Origin of the sequence: Gottfriedia sp. S16(2024) (assembly GCF_050473765.1) — a bacterium.
GTDB lineage: Bacteria > Bacillota > Bacilli > Bacillales > Bacillaceae_G > Gottfriedia.
Window position 1 is genome coordinate 105,466 of the sequence record NZ_JBFLUO010000001.1, and the last position, 19,742, is coordinate 125,207.

General features: G+C 32.5%; 20 protein-coding genes and 1 riboswitch. Of the genes, 7 read left to right on the forward strand and 13 right to left on the reverse strand.

The features are described 5' to 3' along the window. Position 1: 1 nt before the first annotated feature. On the reverse strand, positions 2-637 hold the full coding sequence (locus tag AB1282_RS00685) for a succinate dehydrogenase cytochrome b558 subunit (protein ID WP_056472418.1): 636 nt from the start codon (positions 635-637) through the stop codon (positions 2-4). Positions 638-937: 300 nt separating this feature from the next. On the opposite strand from AB1282_RS00685, the gene AB1282_RS00690 reads away from it, so the two are divergent. After that, the gene (locus AB1282_RS00690) at positions 938-1,384 is read left to right on the forward strand and encodes a YslB family protein (RefSeq protein WP_056472416.1); all 447 of its coding nucleotides are present in this window, start codon (positions 938-940) and stop codon (positions 1,382-1,384) included. Between the two features lie 616 nt (positions 1,385-2,000). Here AB1282_RS00690 and AB1282_RS00695 read toward each other — a convergent pair. Both AB1282_RS00695 and uvrC read right to left on the reverse strand, forming a co-directional pair. Next, positions 2,001-3,242 (reverse strand): aspartate kinase, encoded by a 1,242-nt coding sequence (locus tag AB1282_RS00695; RefSeq protein WP_056472410.1) that lies wholly within the window; start codon positions 3,240-3,242, stop codon positions 2,001-2,003. Positions 3,243-3,345: 103 nt separating this feature from the next. After that, positions 3,346-3,521, reverse strand: a riboswitch (Lysine riboswitch). Between the two features lie 74 nt (positions 3,522-3,595). After that, positions 3,596-5,371, reverse strand: a complete 1,776-nt coding sequence (gene uvrC / locus AB1282_RS00700; protein WP_056472406.1) for an excinuclease ABC subunit UvrC — start codon at positions 5,369-5,371, stop codon at positions 3,596-3,598. A 146-nt stretch (positions 5,372-5,517) separates the two neighbouring features. Between uvrC and AB1282_RS00705 the strand changes: the two genes are divergently transcribed. Further along, on the forward strand, positions 5,518-5,949 hold the full coding sequence (locus AB1282_RS00705) for a PepSY domain-containing protein (protein ID WP_056472403.1): 432 nt from the start codon (positions 5,518-5,520) through the stop codon (positions 5,947-5,949). A gap of 137 nt (positions 5,950-6,086) precedes the next feature. Here the strand turns inward: AB1282_RS00705 and AB1282_RS00710 are convergent. The 4 genes from AB1282_RS00710 to trxA all read right to left on the reverse strand — a co-directional run bounded on the left by AB1282_RS00710 (position 6,087) and on the right by trxA (position 10,280). Then, positions 6,087-7,438, reverse strand: a protein-coding gene (locus tag AB1282_RS00710) for an IS3 family transposase (RefSeq protein ID WP_429898245.1) whose coding sequence is annotated in 2 segments (ribosomal slippage) — positions 6,087-6,991 and positions 6,991-7,438 — 1,353 coding nt in all. Because the reading frame shifts where the segments join, the coding sequence is not laid out codon by codon here. Between the two features lie 91 nt (positions 7,439-7,529). Next, on the reverse strand, positions 7,530-9,164 hold the full coding sequence (locus AB1282_RS00715) for an MDR family MFS transporter (RefSeq protein ID WP_286131710.1): 1,635 nt from the start codon (positions 9,162-9,164) through the stop codon (positions 7,530-7,532). Between the two features lie 77 nt (positions 9,165-9,241). After that, positions 9,242-9,679: a MarR family winged helix-turn-helix transcriptional regulator gene (locus tag AB1282_RS00720; protein ID WP_056472394.1), complete on the reverse strand. Its 438-nt coding sequence runs from the start codon at positions 9,677-9,679 to the stop codon at positions 9,242-9,244. A gap of 283 nt (positions 9,680-9,962) precedes the next feature. Further along, positions 9,963-10,280, reverse strand: coding sequence for a thioredoxin (gene trxA, locus AB1282_RS00725; protein WP_056472391.1), 318 nt, complete (start codon positions 10,278-10,280; stop codon positions 9,963-9,965). Positions 10,281-10,450: 170 nt separating this feature from the next. Here trxA and AB1282_RS00730 point away from each other — a divergent pair, with 170 nt between their 5' ends. The 3 genes from AB1282_RS00730 to AB1282_RS00740 all read left to right on the forward strand — a co-directional run bounded on the left by AB1282_RS00730 (position 10,451) and on the right by AB1282_RS00740 (position 11,835). Then, positions 10,451-10,936, forward strand: coding sequence for a GNAT family N-acetyltransferase (locus AB1282_RS00730; RefSeq protein ID WP_429898246.1), 486 nt, complete (start codon positions 10,451-10,453; stop codon positions 10,934-10,936). Between the two features lie 177 nt (positions 10,937-11,113). Beyond that, positions 11,114-11,272, forward strand: coding sequence for an FbpB family small basic protein (locus AB1282_RS00735; RefSeq protein WP_082459507.1), 159 nt, complete (start codon positions 11,114-11,116; stop codon positions 11,270-11,272). A gap of 323 nt (positions 11,273-11,595) precedes the next feature. Continuing rightward, positions 11,596-11,835, forward strand: a complete 240-nt coding sequence (locus AB1282_RS00740) for a hypothetical protein (RefSeq protein WP_056472385.1) — start codon at positions 11,596-11,598, stop codon at positions 11,833-11,835. Between the two features lie 154 nt (positions 11,836-11,989). Here AB1282_RS00740 and AB1282_RS00745 read toward each other — a convergent pair whose 3' ends face one another. The 6 genes from AB1282_RS00745 to AB1282_RS00770 form a co-directional block, all read right to left on the reverse strand. Beyond that, on the reverse strand, positions 11,990-12,967 hold the full coding sequence (locus tag AB1282_RS00745; RefSeq protein ID WP_056472382.1) for an electron transfer flavoprotein subunit alpha/FixB family protein: 978 nt from the start codon (positions 12,965-12,967) through the stop codon (positions 11,990-11,992). A 67-nt stretch (positions 12,968-13,034) separates the two neighbouring features. Further along, positions 13,035-13,808, reverse strand: a complete 774-nt coding sequence (locus AB1282_RS00750) for an electron transfer flavoprotein subunit beta/FixA family protein (protein WP_056472378.1) — start codon at positions 13,806-13,808, stop codon at positions 13,035-13,037. Positions 13,809-13,864: 56 nt separating this feature from the next. Continuing rightward, on the reverse strand, positions 13,865-14,635 hold the full coding sequence (locus AB1282_RS00755; protein WP_056472375.1) for an enoyl-CoA hydratase: 771 nt from the start codon (positions 14,633-14,635) through the stop codon (positions 13,865-13,867). Positions 14,636-14,672: 37 nt separating this feature from the next. Next, a complete protein-coding gene (locus tag AB1282_RS00760; RefSeq protein ID WP_056472373.1) occupies positions 14,673-15,260 on the reverse strand; it encodes a TetR/AcrR family transcriptional regulator in 588 nt (195 codons plus the stop codon). A gap of 268 nt (positions 15,261-15,528) precedes the next feature. Continuing rightward, positions 15,529-17,235 (reverse strand): AMP-binding protein, encoded by a 1,707-nt coding sequence (locus AB1282_RS00765; RefSeq protein ID WP_390309844.1) that lies wholly within the window; start codon positions 17,233-17,235, stop codon positions 15,529-15,531. A 126-nt stretch (positions 17,236-17,361) separates the two neighbouring features. Next, complete coding sequence (locus AB1282_RS00770) at positions 17,362-18,171, reverse strand: sugar nucleotide-binding protein (protein ID WP_429898247.1); 810 nt, start codon at positions 18,169-18,171, stop codon at positions 17,362-17,364. 153 nt (positions 18,172-18,324) lie between these two features. Here AB1282_RS00770 and dat point away from each other — a divergent pair, with 153 nt between their 5' ends. Further along, complete coding sequence (gene dat, locus AB1282_RS00775) at positions 18,325-19,209, forward strand: D-amino-acid transaminase (protein WP_390309840.1); 885 nt, start codon at positions 18,325-18,327, stop codon at positions 19,207-19,209. A 66-nt stretch (positions 19,210-19,275) separates the two neighbouring features. After that, the gene (locus tag AB1282_RS00780; RefSeq protein ID WP_056472363.1) at positions 19,276-19,575 is read left to right on the forward strand and encodes a hypothetical protein; all 300 of its coding nucleotides are present in this window, start codon (positions 19,276-19,278) and stop codon (positions 19,573-19,575) included. Positions 19,576-19,742: the final 167 nt, after the last annotated feature.

Sequence of the window (19,742 nt, forward strand, 5' to 3'; positions counted from 1 at the left end):
CTTACAAATTCGCTAGTTGTGGATCAATGAATGCAAAGATAGCAGTTAATCCAACGAATGATAATACAACGAAAATACCTAATGTAACATATGTTGAAATACGTTGTGATCTAGGTGTTACAGTAATTCCCCAAGATACGAAGAAAGACCATAATCCATTAGCAAAGTGGAATATTGTTGAAATAACACCTACTATATAGAAAACTAACATAAATTTTGAATGAAAAATATCAGCCATCATATTATAATCAACCGTTGCTCCTAGTTGAGCAGCGATACGTGTTTGCCATACGTGCCAAGTAATAAAAATTAAAGTAATTACACCAGAAATACGTTGGAATAAATATAACCAGTTACGTAAGTATCCATAATTTTTAACATTGCTAGTTCCTGTGAACGCAATGTATAGTCCGTAAATTGCATGGTATAAAATTGGTAAGAAAATGACAAAAACTTCTAAAAAATAGCGAAATGGTAAGTTCGCCATAAATTCAGCAGCCTTGTTGAACGATGATGCTCCATTTGTCGCAAAATGATTGACAACTAAGTGCTGTGTTAAAAAGATTCCAACCGGAATAACTCCTAGCAATGAATGAAGTTTTCTAAAGAAAAACTCCCTTCCATTCTTGTTGCTCATGTAAACCCCTGCCCCCTTTAGTTTGTGCACATGAAAATTTAACTCCTCTATTATTCTAAAAAAATAGAATAAATAAGTAAGACGCATAAAAAGTCGAAATTTTTATGACATTTATCTACAACCCATTTTACTCCTGATAATATAGCAGGTCAAGAAAACGCGTACATTTTTCTTTACTGAAAAAACTTCTCATTTAAATTGGTAATCCTTGTAATCTACAAGTGTCGAATTATTGTTTTTACTATTAAATATTGTATATAATAAAAACATGTTTTTTAGGAAAGGGAGAGTTATCCGACCATGACGAACGGCATTGAAGATTTAAATATTCCGGGAAATATTTCTGGTTTTGGCTATGAGCTAATACGTAACGACTTATTGAATGATTTATTAGGAAAAGAGCAAAATGATATTTTATATTGGGCGGGTAAAATGATTGCCAGAAAATATCCTTTAGCAACCTTTGAAGAAATTATAGAATTTTTTGATCAGGCTGGTTGGGGTACTCTTACTGTAGAAGAAGAAAAGAAGCAAGAAGTTCATTTAACTCTATCTTCTGAATTAATTACATACAGAAATCAACAAAAAAAGAACGTATCCTACCAATTAGAAGCTGGATTTCTAGCGATGCAAATTCAACAGCAAATCGATGTTATAGCTGAAACGTATGAAGAGCAAAGCAAAAGAGGCGACAAAGTAAAGTTCCAAGTAAAATGGGATTTAAAGGATCCTATTACAAGGAGATAAAATTAAAATCACCACAAGGTTTAAGTCCCTTGTGGTGTTTTCATTTGAATGATTTTTTCTTGAAATATTGAATTATAAGTTCAAATACAGGTACAACTAGTTTATAAATTGAGTATTTATAAATAAATGATCAAGTTCAATTTTTACTTTAATTTAAGAATAGTTCAGTTAAGGACATGATATTATCTTTCATTTCCTACCCCTTCTCTTTCTTTTCATTACTTTGATCCTGCCTTCTAATTACCTCAAAATTCTTGTTTCTTTTAACTCCTTTAATAATAGAATTTAACAAGAATAAACATATACAAACAAAAAACAAAATGGCGAGTATTAATAGAACGAACTGTAGCACAATTTCTCCATATCCGTAGGCAATTAAACTATGCCTCATTATTAATACCTCCTTCTTTTAATTACCATTTAGCCGTTCGCCTTACTTATTTTAAATTTACAGAATCTTTATATAATTTATTCGCTTAACGAATAAAAAACCCTTTTAAGCTCCATCTCTATACTATACGGCTCAGTAACTCTGAACGTGATGAATATTGATAAAATCAATATTTCAAAGCCTATATATAAGAATTTGTACGCCTAAAAGGGTTTATTAAAATATTTAGTTTTCTACTACTACTTCTTCATTAATACGATCTAATTCATATCCTTTATGAAGAGCATGAACTGCTTCTTGTAATTTTGATTTTGGTACCACTGTTGATACTTTAATTTCAGAAGTGCTTACCATTTTTACAGGAATTTCACTTTCAGCTAAAAATTTAAACATTTTTGCAGCAACTCCTGGATTCGAAACCATTCCACTACCTACAATGGAAACTTTAGCAAGTTCACTTTCAAAATCAAATGAACGGTATCCTAAAAATTCTTTCTTCGATTCTAGAAGCGTTATTGCTTCCATCATATTTTCAGATTTGATCGAGAATGAAAGATTTACTAAGTTATCTGATGTTACACTTTGGATAATAATGTCAACATCAATACCTTCACTTGCTAGTAAAGTAAAAATTTTAGGTAATAAATCAACATGGTTATTTAAACCATTTAAAGTCATCCTTGTTACATTAGATTCGAATGCGATTCCTCTTACGACTGATTGTTGTTCCATTTGTGTTTCCTCCCCAATAAATGTACCGATTTCATCATGTTGACTTGAACGAACTTGAATAATTAAATTATAATTTTTTGCGAATTCTACTGCTCTTGGATGTAAAACTGCTGCTCCTAAAGCTGCAAGCTCTAACATTTCATCATAAGAGACATGGCTTAATTTAGATGCACTTGGTTCAACTCTTGGATCCGTAGTATAAACCCCTAATACGTCCGTATAAATATCACAACGTTCTGCATTTAAGCTCGCAGCCAATGCTACTGCTGTTGTATCTGAACCTCCACGACCTAATGTCGTAATTTCATTGTTGTCACTTAAACCTTGGAAACCAGCAACAATTACGATATATCCTTCATCAAGTAATTGTTGAATTCTTTCTGTATGAATTGTATCTATACGCGCGTTACCATGGACAGGTTCAGTTTGAATTCCAGCTTGCCAACCTGTTAGTGAAATTGCTTTAAAACCTTTTGCTTGGATTGCCATTGCTAGTAAAGAAATCGAAACTTGTTCCCCTGTAGTAAGTAACATATCTAATTCACGTTTACTGTTTTGTGGACTAATTTGAGCTGCTAAACTAACTAGTTCGTCTGTATGATGTCCCATCGCAGATACAACTGTAACTACTTGGTTTCCTTCTTTATATGATTTGGTTACTGTTTCAGCAACATGCTGAATTCGTTCAATTGAGCCTACTGAAGTACCACCGAATTTCTGAACAATAATTCCCATTTTTCTCATCCTCACCTGTTTACTTAAAAAAGAATACAAAAAAGCGCGTGAAGCAATGTTCACGCGCCTAATTTACAAAATAAAATAGACAAATCATCAACATCTCTTCAATAGCTCCCCGCATAATTATTATGCGACAGTACTACATTTCTTAAATGCAGTCCCAACAAAATGAATTGTGGATTCATTTTATTTCGGCAAAACTTCCTTTCAACTGTCCATCACAACGCCACACGTCTATGACCGCATACTCTTAAGTTTTGCACCTCTATTACGAGAGAAAATCATTTAATTTTAACTAAAATATAAATTATTTTGAAAATAGTGTCAAGATAAAATTTTTGGTAACTCTGTCACTCTTTATGGAAATGCTGATAAATCTCTTCTGCCACATTTTTGGGCATTTTAGCTGCCATTAATTCATCGACTGAAGCTTCTTTTATTTTTTTGACTGATCCAAAATGTTTAAGCAATGCTTTCTTTCTTGTACCACCAACACCAGCTATGCCATCTAAAGCAGATTGAACCATTGATTTACTATGGAGTTGACGATAGAATTCAATCGCAAATCTGTGTACTTCGTCTTGAATTCTTTGTAATAAAAAGAATTCTTGGCTTTGTCTACCAAGTTGGACAATTTGAGGTGGTTGTCCTATTAATAACTCTGAAGTGCGGTGCTTCTCATCTTTAACAAGTCCAGCTGTTGGGATGAATAAACCTAACTCATTTTGAAGTACATCTTCAACAGCAGCTAGATGTCCTTTCCCACCATCCACAATTATCAAGTTCGGTAAAGGTAAATTCTCTTTTAATGCTCTTGAATATCTTCTACGTACTACCTCACGCATTGAATCATAATCGTCGGGTCCTACAACAGTTTTGATTTTATATTTGCGGTAATCTTTTTTTGAAGGTTTACCGTCTATAAAGACAACCATAGCTGAAACAGGATTTGTTCCTTGAATATTTGAATTATCAAATGCTTCAATTCGATACGGAGTTTCAATATTTAAAATATCCCCTAGTTTTTCGATTGCTTTAACTGTTCTTTCTTCATCTCGCTCGATTAATTTAAATTTCTCTCCGAGTCCAATTTTGGCATTTTTATTTGCTAATACAACAAGTTCCTTTTTTTGGCCTCTTTTTGGTTGGAATACAGGGATTTTTAATAAATCTTTTAAAATTTCTGTATCAACTTTATCTGGTACAAAAATTTCTTTTGGTTTTATATTATGTGGTTTTTCATAAAATTGCCCAATAAATGATAGGAACTCTTCCTCTGGTTCATCGTAAATTGGAAAATATGATACATCTCGCTCAATTAATTTTCCTCTTCGAACAAAAAATACTTGAACACACATCCATCCCTTGTCAACCGCATATCCAAATACATCTCGATCTACTAAATCACTACTCATCATTTTCTGCTTTTCCATAGTAGCTTCAATTGATACAATTTGGTCTCGATACTCTTTCGCGCGCTCGAAATCTAATTGTTCAGATGCCGCAAGCATTTTTGCCTCTAACTCTTTTCGTATTTGGTCTTCCCCTCCGTTTAGAAAACGGACAATTTCAGTAACTATCTCTTGATTTTGATCATCAGTTACTTCTTTTACGCAAGGCGCAAGACATTGACCAATATGATAATATAAACAAACTTTATCTGGTATTGAAGTACATTTTCGTAATGGATATAAACGATCTAATAATTTTTTTGTTTCATTAGCGGCAGTAGCATTAGGGAATGGGCCAAAATATTTTCCTTTATCTTTTTTTACATTTCGCGTAATCAATAAGCGAGGATGTTTTTCAGCAGTTATTTTAATAAAGGGGTATGATTTATCATCCTTCAACATGATGTTATATTTCGGATCATATTTCTTAATTAAATTCATCTCTAGAATTAATGCTTCCATATTTGAAGAAGTAACAATATATTCAAAATCAGTTATCTCTTGAACTAATCGATAGGTTTTACCATCATGGGATCCCGTGAAATAAGATCTAACCCTATTTTTTAATACTTTAGCTTTTCCTACGTAAATGATCGTCCCTTGAATATCTTTCATTAAATAGCAACCAGGCTGATCTGGTAGAAGCGCTAATTTTTCTTTTAAGTGATTGTCCATTTCCTCTCACCTCTTTCGTGCAATTGTACACTAATATTATAATCCCCACATTCAAAAACTGAAAATACTTTAATGATATTAAGTAAAAATTAAGCTTTCTATTGTAACTTTAATTTCATCAAAAGAAGAAAAGGAGCAATGTCAAAATGAAAAAAGTAAGAGTAGTTCATTTTTGGATTGGTGTGATTGTTTCGGTTTTCCTACTAATCGAATCTACTACAGGTATTATTCTGTATTTCAATAAAGGTGGCGAAGAAAAAGGAAGATTTTCAATGCAAGGTCAGTTTCCATCGGGTGGTCAATTTAACGGTAACCAACAATCTCAAAATAGCGATCAAAACACAACCCAACAAAATGGACAAAGTGGTGACAATACTCAAACCCCATTTCAAAATTTTGGAAAAAGACCTGAGCAGTCTGCATTTTCAGTGAAAAGCTTACATACCGGCATAATTGGTCTAATAAGTGGTATCGGTCTTTTTATCCTTACTGGAACAGGATTAGCTTTATCTTGGATCTTGTGGAGTAATAAACGAAAAATGAGAAAAAGAAAAGAAAAAGTATCCATGGCTATTTAAAAAATAAAGAGGGTGTTCCAAAAAAGGGAAACTTTTTATGAAACCTTTCTTTTTTTTCGTACATCCTCACACTACACAAAATAAAAACCATCCAAATAATTTGTAGTGACCCCATAAAGTTAGACTGGTTACTTCAATTAGGCAGCCTGTTGGGCATGAACTCGGTATTTTACTGGGCTCATGCCTTTTAATTTTGCCTTAATTCGTTTGTTATTGTAGTAATCTATATATTTAGCTAGTTCTTGTTTAAAGTGTTCGACACTGTTAAATTCTTTAAGATAGAGTAGTTCAGATTTCATGATACTAAAGAAACTTTCAATTACTGCGTTATCGTAACAGTTTCCTTTTCGTGACATACTCTGAGTGATTCCACGTTTAATAAGAGCACTACGATATTTTTTCATTTGATAGTGCCACCCTTGGTCTGAATGAATTAGTAGTGTATCGGAATCTGTTAAACGTTCAAGAGATTGTTCTAACATATTTGATACAAGTGAATAAGTTGGACGTGAACCAATTGTATAAGCAATTATTTCTCCATTATATAAGTCCAACATAGGTGAAAAGTATAGCTTTTCTCCAAATAATTTAAATTCAGTTATATCTGTAACCCATTTCTCATTTGGTTTTTCAGCTTGAAAATTTCTATTTAAAATATTGGGTGCAATCTTACCTACTTCACCTTTGTAAGAGCGATATTTCTTTACCTTCACAAGTGATTTTATCCCTAGTTCTTTCATAAGTCGTTGAACTTTTTTATGATTTACTTTATAACCACGATTCGTAAGCTCGTCTCGAATTTTACGATAGCCATAACGAAATTCATGTTCCTCATAAATTTCTTTTATCAGCACTTTTAACTCTGCGTCTGGATCAGGACGTTCTAGATTTTTCATCCAATAATAAAACGTACTACGCGGAATACTGGCTAGCAGTAGAAGTTCTTTTAACGAAAACTCATGCCTTAATTCATAGACAACTTTTACTTTGTCTTGTTTCGTGATTTTTCCTTGTTTTGAACTAAGGCATTCAACTTTTTTAGATATGCATTTTCCATGCGTAAACGTTCTATCTCAGCTTGAAGTTCTTCAATTGATCCTACAACAGGTGTAGTTTTCTTTGTTTCTTTTTTCATGGAAAGTCGCCCCTTTTTCTTTGATTCTAGGGCGTCTTGTCCTTGTGTTTCAAATTGAGTCCTCCATTTTCGAATCGTTCTAGGGGAAGGAATACTGAAAATTACAGCTGCTTCATTAGGTGACGTCCCGTGGTCATTCATATACTTTAATACGTTTAGTTTAAACTGTACCGAATAACTTGTATATGACTTTTTAAGCAATCCATTAATCCCATTTTCCTTATATTGAGCTACCCAGTTTCTCACTTCAGCATGGGACGTTCCAAATAACTTACCAATAGAACGAAAACTTTCCTTACCTTCTAAATAACGCATAACTACCGCTAATTTATGTTCAGTAGTAAATTTAGTCATAAAAAATGCACCTCCAAATGTTAGTCGTGTCTAACATTTGGGGTGCACTTCAAATTCTGGATGGTTTTCACTTTTATTGTAGCTTCAGAAATTAAGAAGTCGCAGTTTCTACTTCTACTTGTTCTTGCTCATTACCTTCTTTATCTCCGGCTTTTTTATTTGTTAATTTAATTGGTGTTAGGAAAAATGTTACGACTGCACCAATTATAATGAATCCTAAACCAACAAAGAATACTTGGTGTAATGAATCCATTAAAGATGTTTTAATGATCGGTAACATACCGTCTAAAATTGGCTTTGGAATTAGCTTCTTAGCATCAGCATTAAATAACATTGTAAATACAGATTGAGGAGTTGTATTAATCATGTCTTTAAATTTGTCTACTAATGGTGCAGCTTGAGCTGGTAATTTATTTAAAAATGGAACTAAATCATGGTTTAGAAGTGTTCCTGATTTACTATTCATTACAGCACCTAAAACAGTTGCCCCAAAAGTACCACCGATTGAACGGAAGAATTGGCTAGAAGATGTTACAATCCCTAATTCCTTCTTATCGAATACTTCTTGAAGAGCTAGTGTAATTGTCGGCATTACTAAACCAATACCTAGACCCATAACTCCCATAAAGATTGTTGCAATTGTTTTACTTGAATTCATATCTAAAGTTGTTAATAAGTATAAACCTAATGCAATTACGAACATTCCCGTAATAATTTGTGGTTTAATACCGACTTTAAATACAACCTGACCACCAATAATACTTGCAATAATCATTGTGACCATCATTGGAGTCATAATTGTCCCCGATTGTGTTGCACTTACTCCAACAATACCTTGCATGAAGAATGGTACGAACATAATTGCACCAAACATCGCTATTGTCATAAAGAAACCAATTAAGTTTAATGTTACGAAAGTTCTATTTTTGAATAAATGCATTGGTAGAATTGGCTCTTTAGCTTTATTTTCAACTATAACGAAGCTAATGATTCCAACTACTGCTAATACAAATAAACCAATGATTTGCCAAGAATTCCAATCATATTTAACTCCACCTAAACTTAGAGCAAGGAGTAAGCTTACAACACCGACAATCATAGTCACCATACCAGCGATATCGAAATTGATTGGTCCTGTATTTTTTCTTCCTTTTAAACCTAATGCAATAAAAATTGTTGCGATAATACCTACTGGAAGGTTAATGTAGAATACCCATTTCCAGTTTAATGAGTCAACAATCCACCCACCGATTTGTGGACCGATTACTGAAGCTAAACCGTAAATACCACCGAAAACCCCTTGGAATTTCGCACGTTCTTTACCTGTAAATAAATCCCCAATTACTATCATCGCCATCGGCATCATTACACCGCCACCGATACCTTGAATACCACGGTAAATAATTAATTCAGTCATGTTATGGGCAATACCACATAATGCTGATGCTGCCATAAATATAACTAAACCAGCTATATAAACACTTCTACGACCTAATAAGTCTGCTAATTTACCTGCGATTGGCACTACAGTAGTTGAAGTTAATAAGTATGCTGTTGTAAGCCAAGTCATCATACTTAAACCACCAAGGTCCCCAACGATTTTAGGCATTGCAGTACCAACGATCGTGCCATCTAATGCCGAGAAAAACATTGCAATAATTAGACCAATTAGCAATAGTTTACGATTGCTATCTTTTTGTACAACTGTATTTGTATTTGTAGTCAAAATATATTTCTCCCTTCTCTCCCATATCTTTTTTCTTTTTATAATTACTAATACCAAAAAGTATCTTGTAAAAATTTCTATAAATCTGCTGCAGCATTTGCAAGCTTTTCAGTAATCTTTGCAAATTGTAATAACTCTTCGTCAGAAAGGTTAAACAAGAAACTTTCAAAAATTTCTTTTCGATCTTTTATCACTGATTCTAATTTTTTTATACCTTCCTCAGTTAACATAATATTTACAACTCTTCGGTCCTTTTTATCATGTTCTCTATATACAAAGTCATTATGTTCAAGTCGATCAATCATAAATGATACCGCACTTGGTTTTACACCCATCATCTCTGCTATTTCAGATATTTTACAGCTTTCTTTTTTTCGTAAGTACATCAAAACAAAAAATTGAGTGGCCGTTACACCATGACTATTCATGCTTTCTGTCACTTTTGGTTGCATTTTATGAATAGCACTTTGAAGTGCGATTTGAATCCGTTCAATGTACTCATTTTTGTTTCCCAAGAAAGTTAACCTCCTTTAACAATTAATCCAAATAAATATTTAATGTATGTTAAATATTAATGCTTATTAAATATAAAACGTGACAGAAAAATAGTCAATCTAATTTACATTAGAAATTTTTAACATTACTCTAATTGAGAAAATTGCTAATTATAATGAAAACATTTACATTGGCTTAAGGAATAGGTTTTAAATAGATTGTTTCAGCCAAGACTTTTTTAGTTAAAAATGCAAAAAAAAAGAAATGCACTCATATTATGAGTGCATTTCTTACAAATTATAATTAACCAATATGTGGAGTAATTAATTCTTCTAAAGCTTCTTTAGGTTTGAAACCTAAAGTTTTTTCAACTACTTCTCCGTCTTTAAGAACGAATAATGATGGAATGCTCATAACTTCAAATTTAGCTGCTGTTTCTTGGTTTTCATCAACATCAACTTTAACAATTTTAACTTTTTCTCCATATTCAGAAGCTAATTCTTCTAATACAGGAGCAATCATTTTACAAGGACCACACCAAGTTGCCCAAAAATCAACTAATACTACACCTTCTTTTGTTTCTTCTGCGAACGTTGCGTTTGTTGCATTAACAATTGCCATTTATTTTTCCTCCTACCTGCGCAAGCTACATAAGTAAAATATGTAGTTTGACATAATTTGTTATAATTTTAAAGAAAGTATACCATATGAGAATTAGCATTTTCTATTTATTTGCTCAAACTTACTATTTCCAAACAAATAGTTGATATACCAATGAAAGGACTAAAAAAGTGATAACATTTGAAAGAATTACAACTGACTTAATAGAAGTAATTGAAGAAATTACAAATTCGAATCAAAATTACAATTTAATGGAGAATGGTCGTTTAACGCGAACAAAAGAAGAACTAATGAAGGAATATTATTCTTCTTCACACCAAACAGAAACTTATTTTATTAAATTAGATGATACTTATATAGGATTAATTGATTTTTTAGCACTAAATCCTAAAGATGGTTTTCCTTGGCTAGGTCTTTTAATGATCCATAATGATTACCATGGATTTGGATTTGGAACAAACGCATTTATTTTATTTGAAGAGATACTTATAAAAAGAAATATTCATCGGTTAAGATTAGGCGTGTTAATTAATAACCAACAAGCAAAATCTTTTTGGAAAACTCACGGATTTAAATATGTTGAAAATAAAACGAATGCAGATGGAATTGAAGTAGAAGTTTATGAAAAAGTTTTTTCATCAGATTTTCATATTTAAATGTTAAATTAGTGATTGTTGCTCCATGAAAACATCAAGTTCATGAGTAATGACACATCCACCGCTTTTGTCACAATTTTGTAAAATTTCAGCCGATTATTGTATTTTTTTTATGTTAATATATTATTGAATATAATAATAATATTCAAAAAATTTATCACGAATGGAGTGGCAGTTATGAGAAAACCTTTACGTAAATCGTTTAATCAATTAGTTAATGAGAATAAACAATCTTTATTACGAAACAAAGAAGAAATTGAAAAAATTGAAAGAAAAATTGAAAAACGCCACGATTTATTATCCGAAAAAAATAAACTAGGCAAAGCTATATCATAAATTTTTAGTAATCCTTAAGAGGGATTACTTTTTTTGTTTTGTTCTAAAAGGATTTGTTCCTTTCCCTTGAATCTACCTATTAGTTCATGTTCAACGTCCCCATACATCCGAACACCTAAGGTAAAAAACAAAACTCCTTCTTTCTTATATATATGCTCTAATATTTCTTCACTAAAGTTTATAAAAACGAAATTAAATTTGACTATAATCTTCTCATATAGATATAAGTAGCAATAATTACTGAACCAACTAAAATAGGCGAACTCTTACAATAATATAGACGTACTATATAGTACATTGGTCTAGAAATTGGAGGTAAAAGTATGCATCATCCTTTTTGGAATTCACATCCGCATCATCCCCATCTTCCTATGAGAAACGGTATTCAAGGTCATGTGCAAACTGATCATCAATCAATTATGCAAATGTTCATGAATCTTGAAAATCAAATTACGAACCTTGTAAAAGCAATCGAAGCAAATAATGAATTACTTAGACAACTTGAACAAAAGCAAAATCAAGTTGTAACAAGTGGCGGTGGATCAGTCATTGTTAGGATGTAATGACAATGGCTTGTAAACGAATAGAAGAACTATAAAGGAGGTGTATCAAAAGTTAAAGTACTTTTGAACCCTCTTTTTTATATGACGACCACTTGAAAAAACATAAAAAACCCACAAGATACTAACCTTGTGGGCATCATTTATAACTTCTATATTAAGAGTTAACTAATACAGCTTTAAATTCTTCTGTTAATAAAGGTAATACTTCGAATAAGTCACCAACGATTCCATAGTCAGCTACTTTGAAGATATTAGCTTCTGGATCTTTGTTAATTGCAACGATTACTTTAGAGTTTGACATACCAGCTAAATGTTGAATAGCTCCTGAAATACCACATGCAATATATAAATCAGGCGTTACAACTTTACCAGTTTGACCAATTTGTAAAGAGTAGTCACAATAGTTAGCATCACACGCACCACGAGATGCACCTACAGCAGCACCTAATACTGTAGCTAATTCTTTTAATGGATTAAAGCCTTCTTCACTCTTAACTCCACGGCCACCAGCAACGACCACTTTCGCTTCTGAAAGGTCTACACCTTCACTCGCTTTACGCACAACATCTTTTACGATTGAACGTAAGTCTTTAATTTCAACTGAAACAGTTGCCACATCACCAGTGCGAGTAGCATCTTTTTCTAATGCTGAAATGTTATTTGGACGGATTGTCGCAAAAATAAATGGATCAACCATAACTTTTTTCTCGAATGCTTTACCTGAGTAAATCGGACGAGTGAAAACGATATTACCACCAGCTACTTCGATTGCTGTAACATCTGAAATAAGACCACTTTGCATACGAGCAGCAAGTTTCGGAGATAAATCCTTACCTAAAGCTGTATGACCGAATACTAGACCTTCTGGTTTTTCTTGGTCAATAACTGCTAAAAGTGCTTGAGAATATCCATCAGAAGTATATGATGCTAATTTTTCATCTTCAACAACGATTGCACGGTCTGCACCGTATTGAATCATTTCAGTAGCTAATGCACTAACTGATTTACCTACTAAAACAGCAACTACTTCTCCGCCCTCAGCAACTGTTTTAGCCGTACTTACTGCCTCAAATGAAACATTTCGTAGTGATCCTTCACGAACTTCGCCTAATACTAATACTTTACGTGACATGTTATTTCCCTCCAAAATTTTCTATTACGATATTAATCTATTATTTAAGTTCTAATATTCAATAAAATTAGATTACTTTTGCTTCAGAACGTAGTAGAGAAACTAATTCTTTTACTTGATCTTTTAATTCACCAGCTAAAACTTTGCCTGCTTCTTTCTTCGCAGGTAGGTAAATTTCAATTGTTTTCGTTTTTGCTTGAACTTCATCTTCTTCTAAATCTAGATCATCTAATTCTAATTCATCTAAAGGCTTTTTCTTAGCTTTCATAATACCAGGTAAAGATGGATATCTTGGTTCATTTAAGCCTTGTTGTGCAGTGATTAATAATGGTAAAGATGTTTCGATGATTTCTGTGTCACCCTCTACATCACGTTCGATTGTAGCTGTCGTACCATTAATATCAATTTTAGTAATTGTTGTCACGTAAGGAATATTTAATAATTCAGCAACGCGAGGACCTACTTGACCAGTACCACCATCAATTGCAACATTACCTGCTAAAATAATTGAAGGATCTTTATCTTCTAAGTATTTAGCAATCAGTCTAGAAGTTGTATATTGGTCAGCATTTGTAACGTCATCTTCAACGTTAATTAATACTGCTTTATCAGCACCCATAGCTAATGCTGTACGAAGTTCTTTTTCACTATCTTCGTTACCAATTGTTATGACAGTTACTTCGCCACCATGAGCGTCACGAATTTGAATCGCTTCTTCAACTGCATACTCATCGTATGGATTTATAATAAATTCAGCGCCATCCTCTTGGATTACACCATTTGAAATTGTAATTTTTTCTTCAGTGTCAAATGTTCTTTTTAATAGTACATAAATGTTCATTGTTATACCCTCCCAGGAAATGTAACTACATCTATTTTTTTAAAATATTAAACTACTTATTTATTAAACACTGGTTTTCTTTTTTCTAAAAATGCCGAAATACCCTCTTTTGCATTTTCAGTTGTAAAAATTTCTCCAAATAATTTAGACTCTTCTTCCACCGCTTCATGATATGAAGTAGTTCTAGTAGAAGATAGTAGTTGTAGAATATATTGAATTGATTGCATACTTTTATTAGCAATTTTAGCTGCTAAAGCATTTGCTTCATCTAATAAAGTTTCTTCTGGCACTACAATTGTAGCTAATCCAATTTTACCAGCTTCAACACCAGAAATTGGTTCAGAAGTCGCAAGCATAACTAACGCCTTATCTTTACCTACATAACGTGGTAATCGTTGTGTTCCAGCAAAACCAGGAATAATTCCTAAGTTTAATTCAGGTAAACCAAGTTTTGCGTTTTCTGCAACAACTCGAATATGACAGCTCATCGCAAATTCTAGTCCGCCACCTAATGCAGCACCGTGGATTGCTGCGATAATCGGTTTAGAATAATTTTCAACACGATCAAATACTAGTTGACCTCTTCTTGCAACAGCTGCTGCATCTTCAGCATTTTTGAAAGAAGTAAATTCTTTAATATCTGCACCTGCAGAGAAAAATCTACCTTCTCCATGAACAACTAAAACGCTTACATCATCGTTACTTTCTAATTCATCTAAACGCTTAACTAAATCAGCAAATACAACCGAAGACATTGCATTTGCTGGTGGATTTTGAATTGTTAATAATGCTATACCATCGGATATTTTACATTGAATTAAACTCACAACTATTCCTCCCTATTTTTCAAAATGTACTAGGACGTTAATTTTGGTACCCGCATCCTCTTATTAATAGTTGGTGAACTTTATCGGCTTTTGACTCTAAATCTTGTTTTTGACCTGTCATTACCCAATGGGTCATCACTTCATCAATCGTGCCGAAGATCATTTGTCTAGCTGTACGAATATCCAATTGTTTGTCGAACAAACCACTATTGATCCCTTCATTTAAAATTGAATCAATGATATGTAGATACTCTTTCAGTACCTCATTTATTCTTAATCTAAGGTCAATATTTGTTTGTCTTACTTCCAATTGCATAACGATTGCTAAATGCGAATCTTTAGACATTTCATAAAAGTGAGTTTTTACCAACATTAATAATTTCGATATCGCGTCCGGTTTACCTTCAATTTTTTCACGAATTTTTTCAGTAAAATTTCCCATCTTCTCTTCAAACAGTGAAATTAAGATGGATTCTTTATTTTTAAAATACAAATAGATTGTCCCGTCAGCTACACCAGCCTGTTTTGCAATCTTAGAAACCTGCGCCTGATGGTAACCATTTTCAGCAATTACAACAACTGCAGCATCAATTATTTGTTTATATTTTGGTTTATCTCTTTTCATTGTTATTTACCCCTTCTTACAGTGAATGAATAATCATTCATATTCTCATAATACAAATTTATCAGAAAATTGTCAATTGTCCCGTAATATTTTCATGTATAAAGTTTCTTTATAAAAAATCTTTTAAATTTCTTTTTAATCTTTGTACTTTCTTTAAATTTTATCAGACTTCTTTTTTAATCAATCTTAAAATTTATTTTAACATAGTATTTTTATATCAGTTCGTAAAATAAAGAGGGATGCTTATATGATCATCCCCCCTATATTATTATATTAAATTTTCATCTGAATTCTCAGGTTTCGTTTCCTTTTGTTTTTCTTCTTCAAGTAATGTTCTTCTTAATATTTTACCGATCATTGTTTTTGGCAATTCATTCCTAAACTCATAAAATCTCGGTACTTTATAAGCTGCTAAATATTTTCTACAAAAATCATCAAGTTCAGCCTCAGTTACCGATTTTCCTTCTTTTAATACAATGTAAGCTTTAACTGTTTCTCCTCGATAAGCATCAGGAATACCGACTATAACTGCTTCTTTAATAGCCTCGTGTTCATATAATACTTCCTCAATGTCTCTAGGGTAAACATTAAATCCTCCTGCATTAATCATATCTTTCTTACGGTCAACGATATAAAAGAAGCCTTCTTCATCCATATAGCCTAAATCACCTGTATATAACCAGCCATCTTTTAACGTCGTTGCGGTTTCCTCTGGACGATTCCAATACCCCTTCATTACTTGCGGTCCTGAAACGATTAATTCACCAATTTCACGATAAGGTAACTCTTCATCAGTTTCTAGAGATACAATTTTAGCATCTGTACTTGGCCAAGGAACACCAATGCTTCCCGTTACTCGCTTATCCCATAGGAAATTACTATGTGTAACTGGAGAAGCTTCTGATAAACCGTAGCCCTCTACTAATTTCCCACCTGTCACCTTTTCAAATTGATCTTGAACTTCAACAGGTAATGCTGCGGAACCACTTAGGCAAGCATGAATACATGAGATATCGTTCTTCTTTAAATCAGGATGATTTAATAATGCAATATACATTGTTGGTGCACCTGGAAATAATGTAGGTCGATATTTATTGATCGCCTTAAGCATTTGAGTTGCATCAAATCTCGGAACAATAATCATTTCATACGCACACATGATTGATAAATTCATACATGTCGTCATTCCATATACATGAAAAAATGGTAATACAGTCAAAATCTTTTCTTGGCCCTTCTTGCTTTTATATAACCATTTTTCTGCCATTAACGTATTTGATGCTAAATTTTTATGTGTAAGCATTACACCTTTAGGAAATCCAGTAGTTCCTCCAGTATATTGAAGTATTGCTACATCTTCTACACTGCTACTTGAAAGATCCTGTTCGATAGGTGCAGATATTTGCATAATAAAACTAAATTGATGAATCGAATGATCTTCAGGAATCGCAGGTGCCTTTGGCTGTTTTGAATAAGGATATAGCAGCCTTTTAAAAAATGGTAAATAGTCCTTAATCGCAGTAACAAAAATATGTTGTAGATTAGTAGATTTTTTTACTTTGTGCACTCTATTAATTAATAAATCTAAACAAATAATAGCTGTTGCACCACTATCATTCATTTGATATTCAAGCTCGCGTTCAGTATATAGAGGATTTGTTTGGACGATAATTGCTTCTGCAAAAAGAATCCCATAATAAGCAATCACTGCTTGAGGGCAATTAGGAAGCATAATTGCTACTCGATCGCCTTTTTTAATTCCCACATTCCTTAAAAAATTTGCAAATCTTAATGACTGAATATAAATTTCATTAAAGGTCATCGATTTCCCAAGGAAATTAAGGGCTTTCTTAGCTGGATATTTTGAAGCTGTTTGCTTTAAATATGTTGGTAATAAATCAAAATCTTCTTCTAATGTAGCTGGTATTTGCTCTGGATACTGACTCACCCAAGGCTTTACTCTTGGTTCCTCCATACCATTCACCACCAGTATTTTAAAAGTATGTTCATACTAAAATTAGTATATGTTACAAATTTCAGCTATACAATCAAAATATTAAGAATATTTAATCACTAGTGGTTTTCAAATTTGTTTTGGGAATTAATGAAGTAATTGATCAATTACTTCATCGCTATCGTAGTAAAAATTAAGTGGCAAATCGCTGCGATTAGTCAATAATCCAAAATTGTATTCATCAAAGTTTTCTAAAGAGAGAGATTTGACTTTCCCCTCATTTGATAACCTTTTTATAAGTTTTAATATAAATGAATATTGTGAGTCTATATCGGTTGTTGCAAGATGAAATATTCCTTTTAAATCATTTTCAACAATTTTTCTTACTTGCTTAGCAATACCTGTGTCGATGGCATGATTTAAAAAAATATTGTCATATGCGTCAATTTCTTGACCCTTTTCTATTTTATCTTTTAATTCATTTAATCTTGGTGATTGTTTACCCCAAACCATTGGTAACCTTAATACGATCCCGTTATCACCAAGCTCATTCTTAATTAATTTTTCACATTTTATTTTAAATTGTCCATAATCTGATTCTGCAACGGGAAGATCGTTTTCAGCGTGATGCTTTGAAACTTCTCCATCAAAAACATTTGTTGTAGAACAAAATAAAAATTTCGTTGAAGTTGATTTTATTTTTTCTACTATTCTAGAATGCGCCTCGAATTGAACAGTAAAATCGCCACGTAAACAAGAAACAATTATATCTGGGCAAATACGATCAATCCAGGTCAAAATTTCCTCTGAGTTATTAATATCCCATTGTAATTGATGATCATTTTTCAAATCTAATTTTGTTTGATTAAACGTTCCATAAACGTCATAATCAGGAGAAAATTCTTTTATTAAAGCCTTTCCAACTAGTCCGCTAGCACCTAAAATTAATAATTTCATTGTCTCTCTCCTTTTTACAAAATATTTAATAAACTTGTGATATATTGAATGTATCATAATTAACAGTGATTACAAAGGTCATAAATTTAAAGTCCAGACTATTTCAAGGCTTATGTCAAACAGACTTAAATGATAACAGGGAGTGGGGATGATATGAAAACAAAGGTTCTTTTAAACAACCGTATTGTCGATTTAAAATCTGCAAATGTAAATATTTTAGATCGGGGTTATCAATTTGGAGATGGCGTTTATGAAGTTATTCGCTTTTTCAATAAGTCGTACTTTGAACTCGATGCACATTTAATTCGATTGAAGGAAAGCTGTGAAAAAATATTAATACCTTTTAAAATGCACCTCAAAAAACTTGAAAGTGATTTAGTTTATTTAATGAATACTTGCGATTATGATAATGGATATGTTTATATCCAAATTAGTAGAGGTGTAATGAATCGCAATCATATTTATCAAGACGAAGCTAATTTAAAGCCACAACTGATTGCTTACACAGTAAGAGAAGATCATAGACCATTACAGCTAATGGAAAAAGGAATAACTGCTTATGTAACAAATGATATTCGATGGCTCCGCTGTGATATAAAAAGTTTAAACTTATTAGGAAGTGTTTTAGTAAAAAATGAGGCTTACGCTAAAGGAGCGAAAGAAGCTATTTTGCATAGAGATGGAATCATTACAGAAGGATCAGCGACAAACGTCTTTATCGTAAAAAACTCTACTCTATTCACTCATCCTGCGAATCACTTAATTCTAAATGGTATTACCCGAAAAGTAGTACTTGAAATTGCCAAAAAAGAAAGACTCGAAGTAAAAGAGATTCCATTCTCAATTGATGAGCTTTTAAATGCAGATGAAGCTTTTACAACAGCATCAGTTTCTGACATACTACCTGTTACTTCGGTTCTAATTGGTGAAAAGTCCTACACTATTGGTTTAGGAAAGCGTGGAGAAATAACAAAGAGAATTCAAGATTCATACACTAATTTAATTGATAAAATTCCGCAAGATCAGTCAACTAACTAGACTTTCACTAGCATTCTAAAACTGCATTAAAATTTATTGCTTTACCTTAGTGAGGAGTGACTTGATTTGGCAATTTTTATAGCTATTTTAATCGCCTTTTTTGGAGCATCTCTTGCTTTCGTTTTTACTATAGGGCAATCTAGAAAACGAAAATATATCATATGGGGTATCACGAATATGGTAGCCATTGGTCCATTTTTGTCATTTGCCATTGGAATTACGTATGCTATTATCAAAGGAGATGGCTGGGCAGGGATGTTGATGTGGGTATTGTATCCAATCATATTTCTTATTGGTCTCATTCAGCTAATTATAGGGATCTTCATGAAAAAAAGCTCCGATAAAAATATTTATAAGCACCATTAGTCACCGAAAAGTATAGCCTGTATCTTAGACTAGAATTATAAGATACAGGCTTTTTTGTTGTTTTACTAACTATCGAAGTGCAAATTTCTTTTAATAAACAGTTTTGATTTAAAGTTTTGTTAAGTTGATTTTTATTTGAATATATGTAATATGTCATAATTTTCACA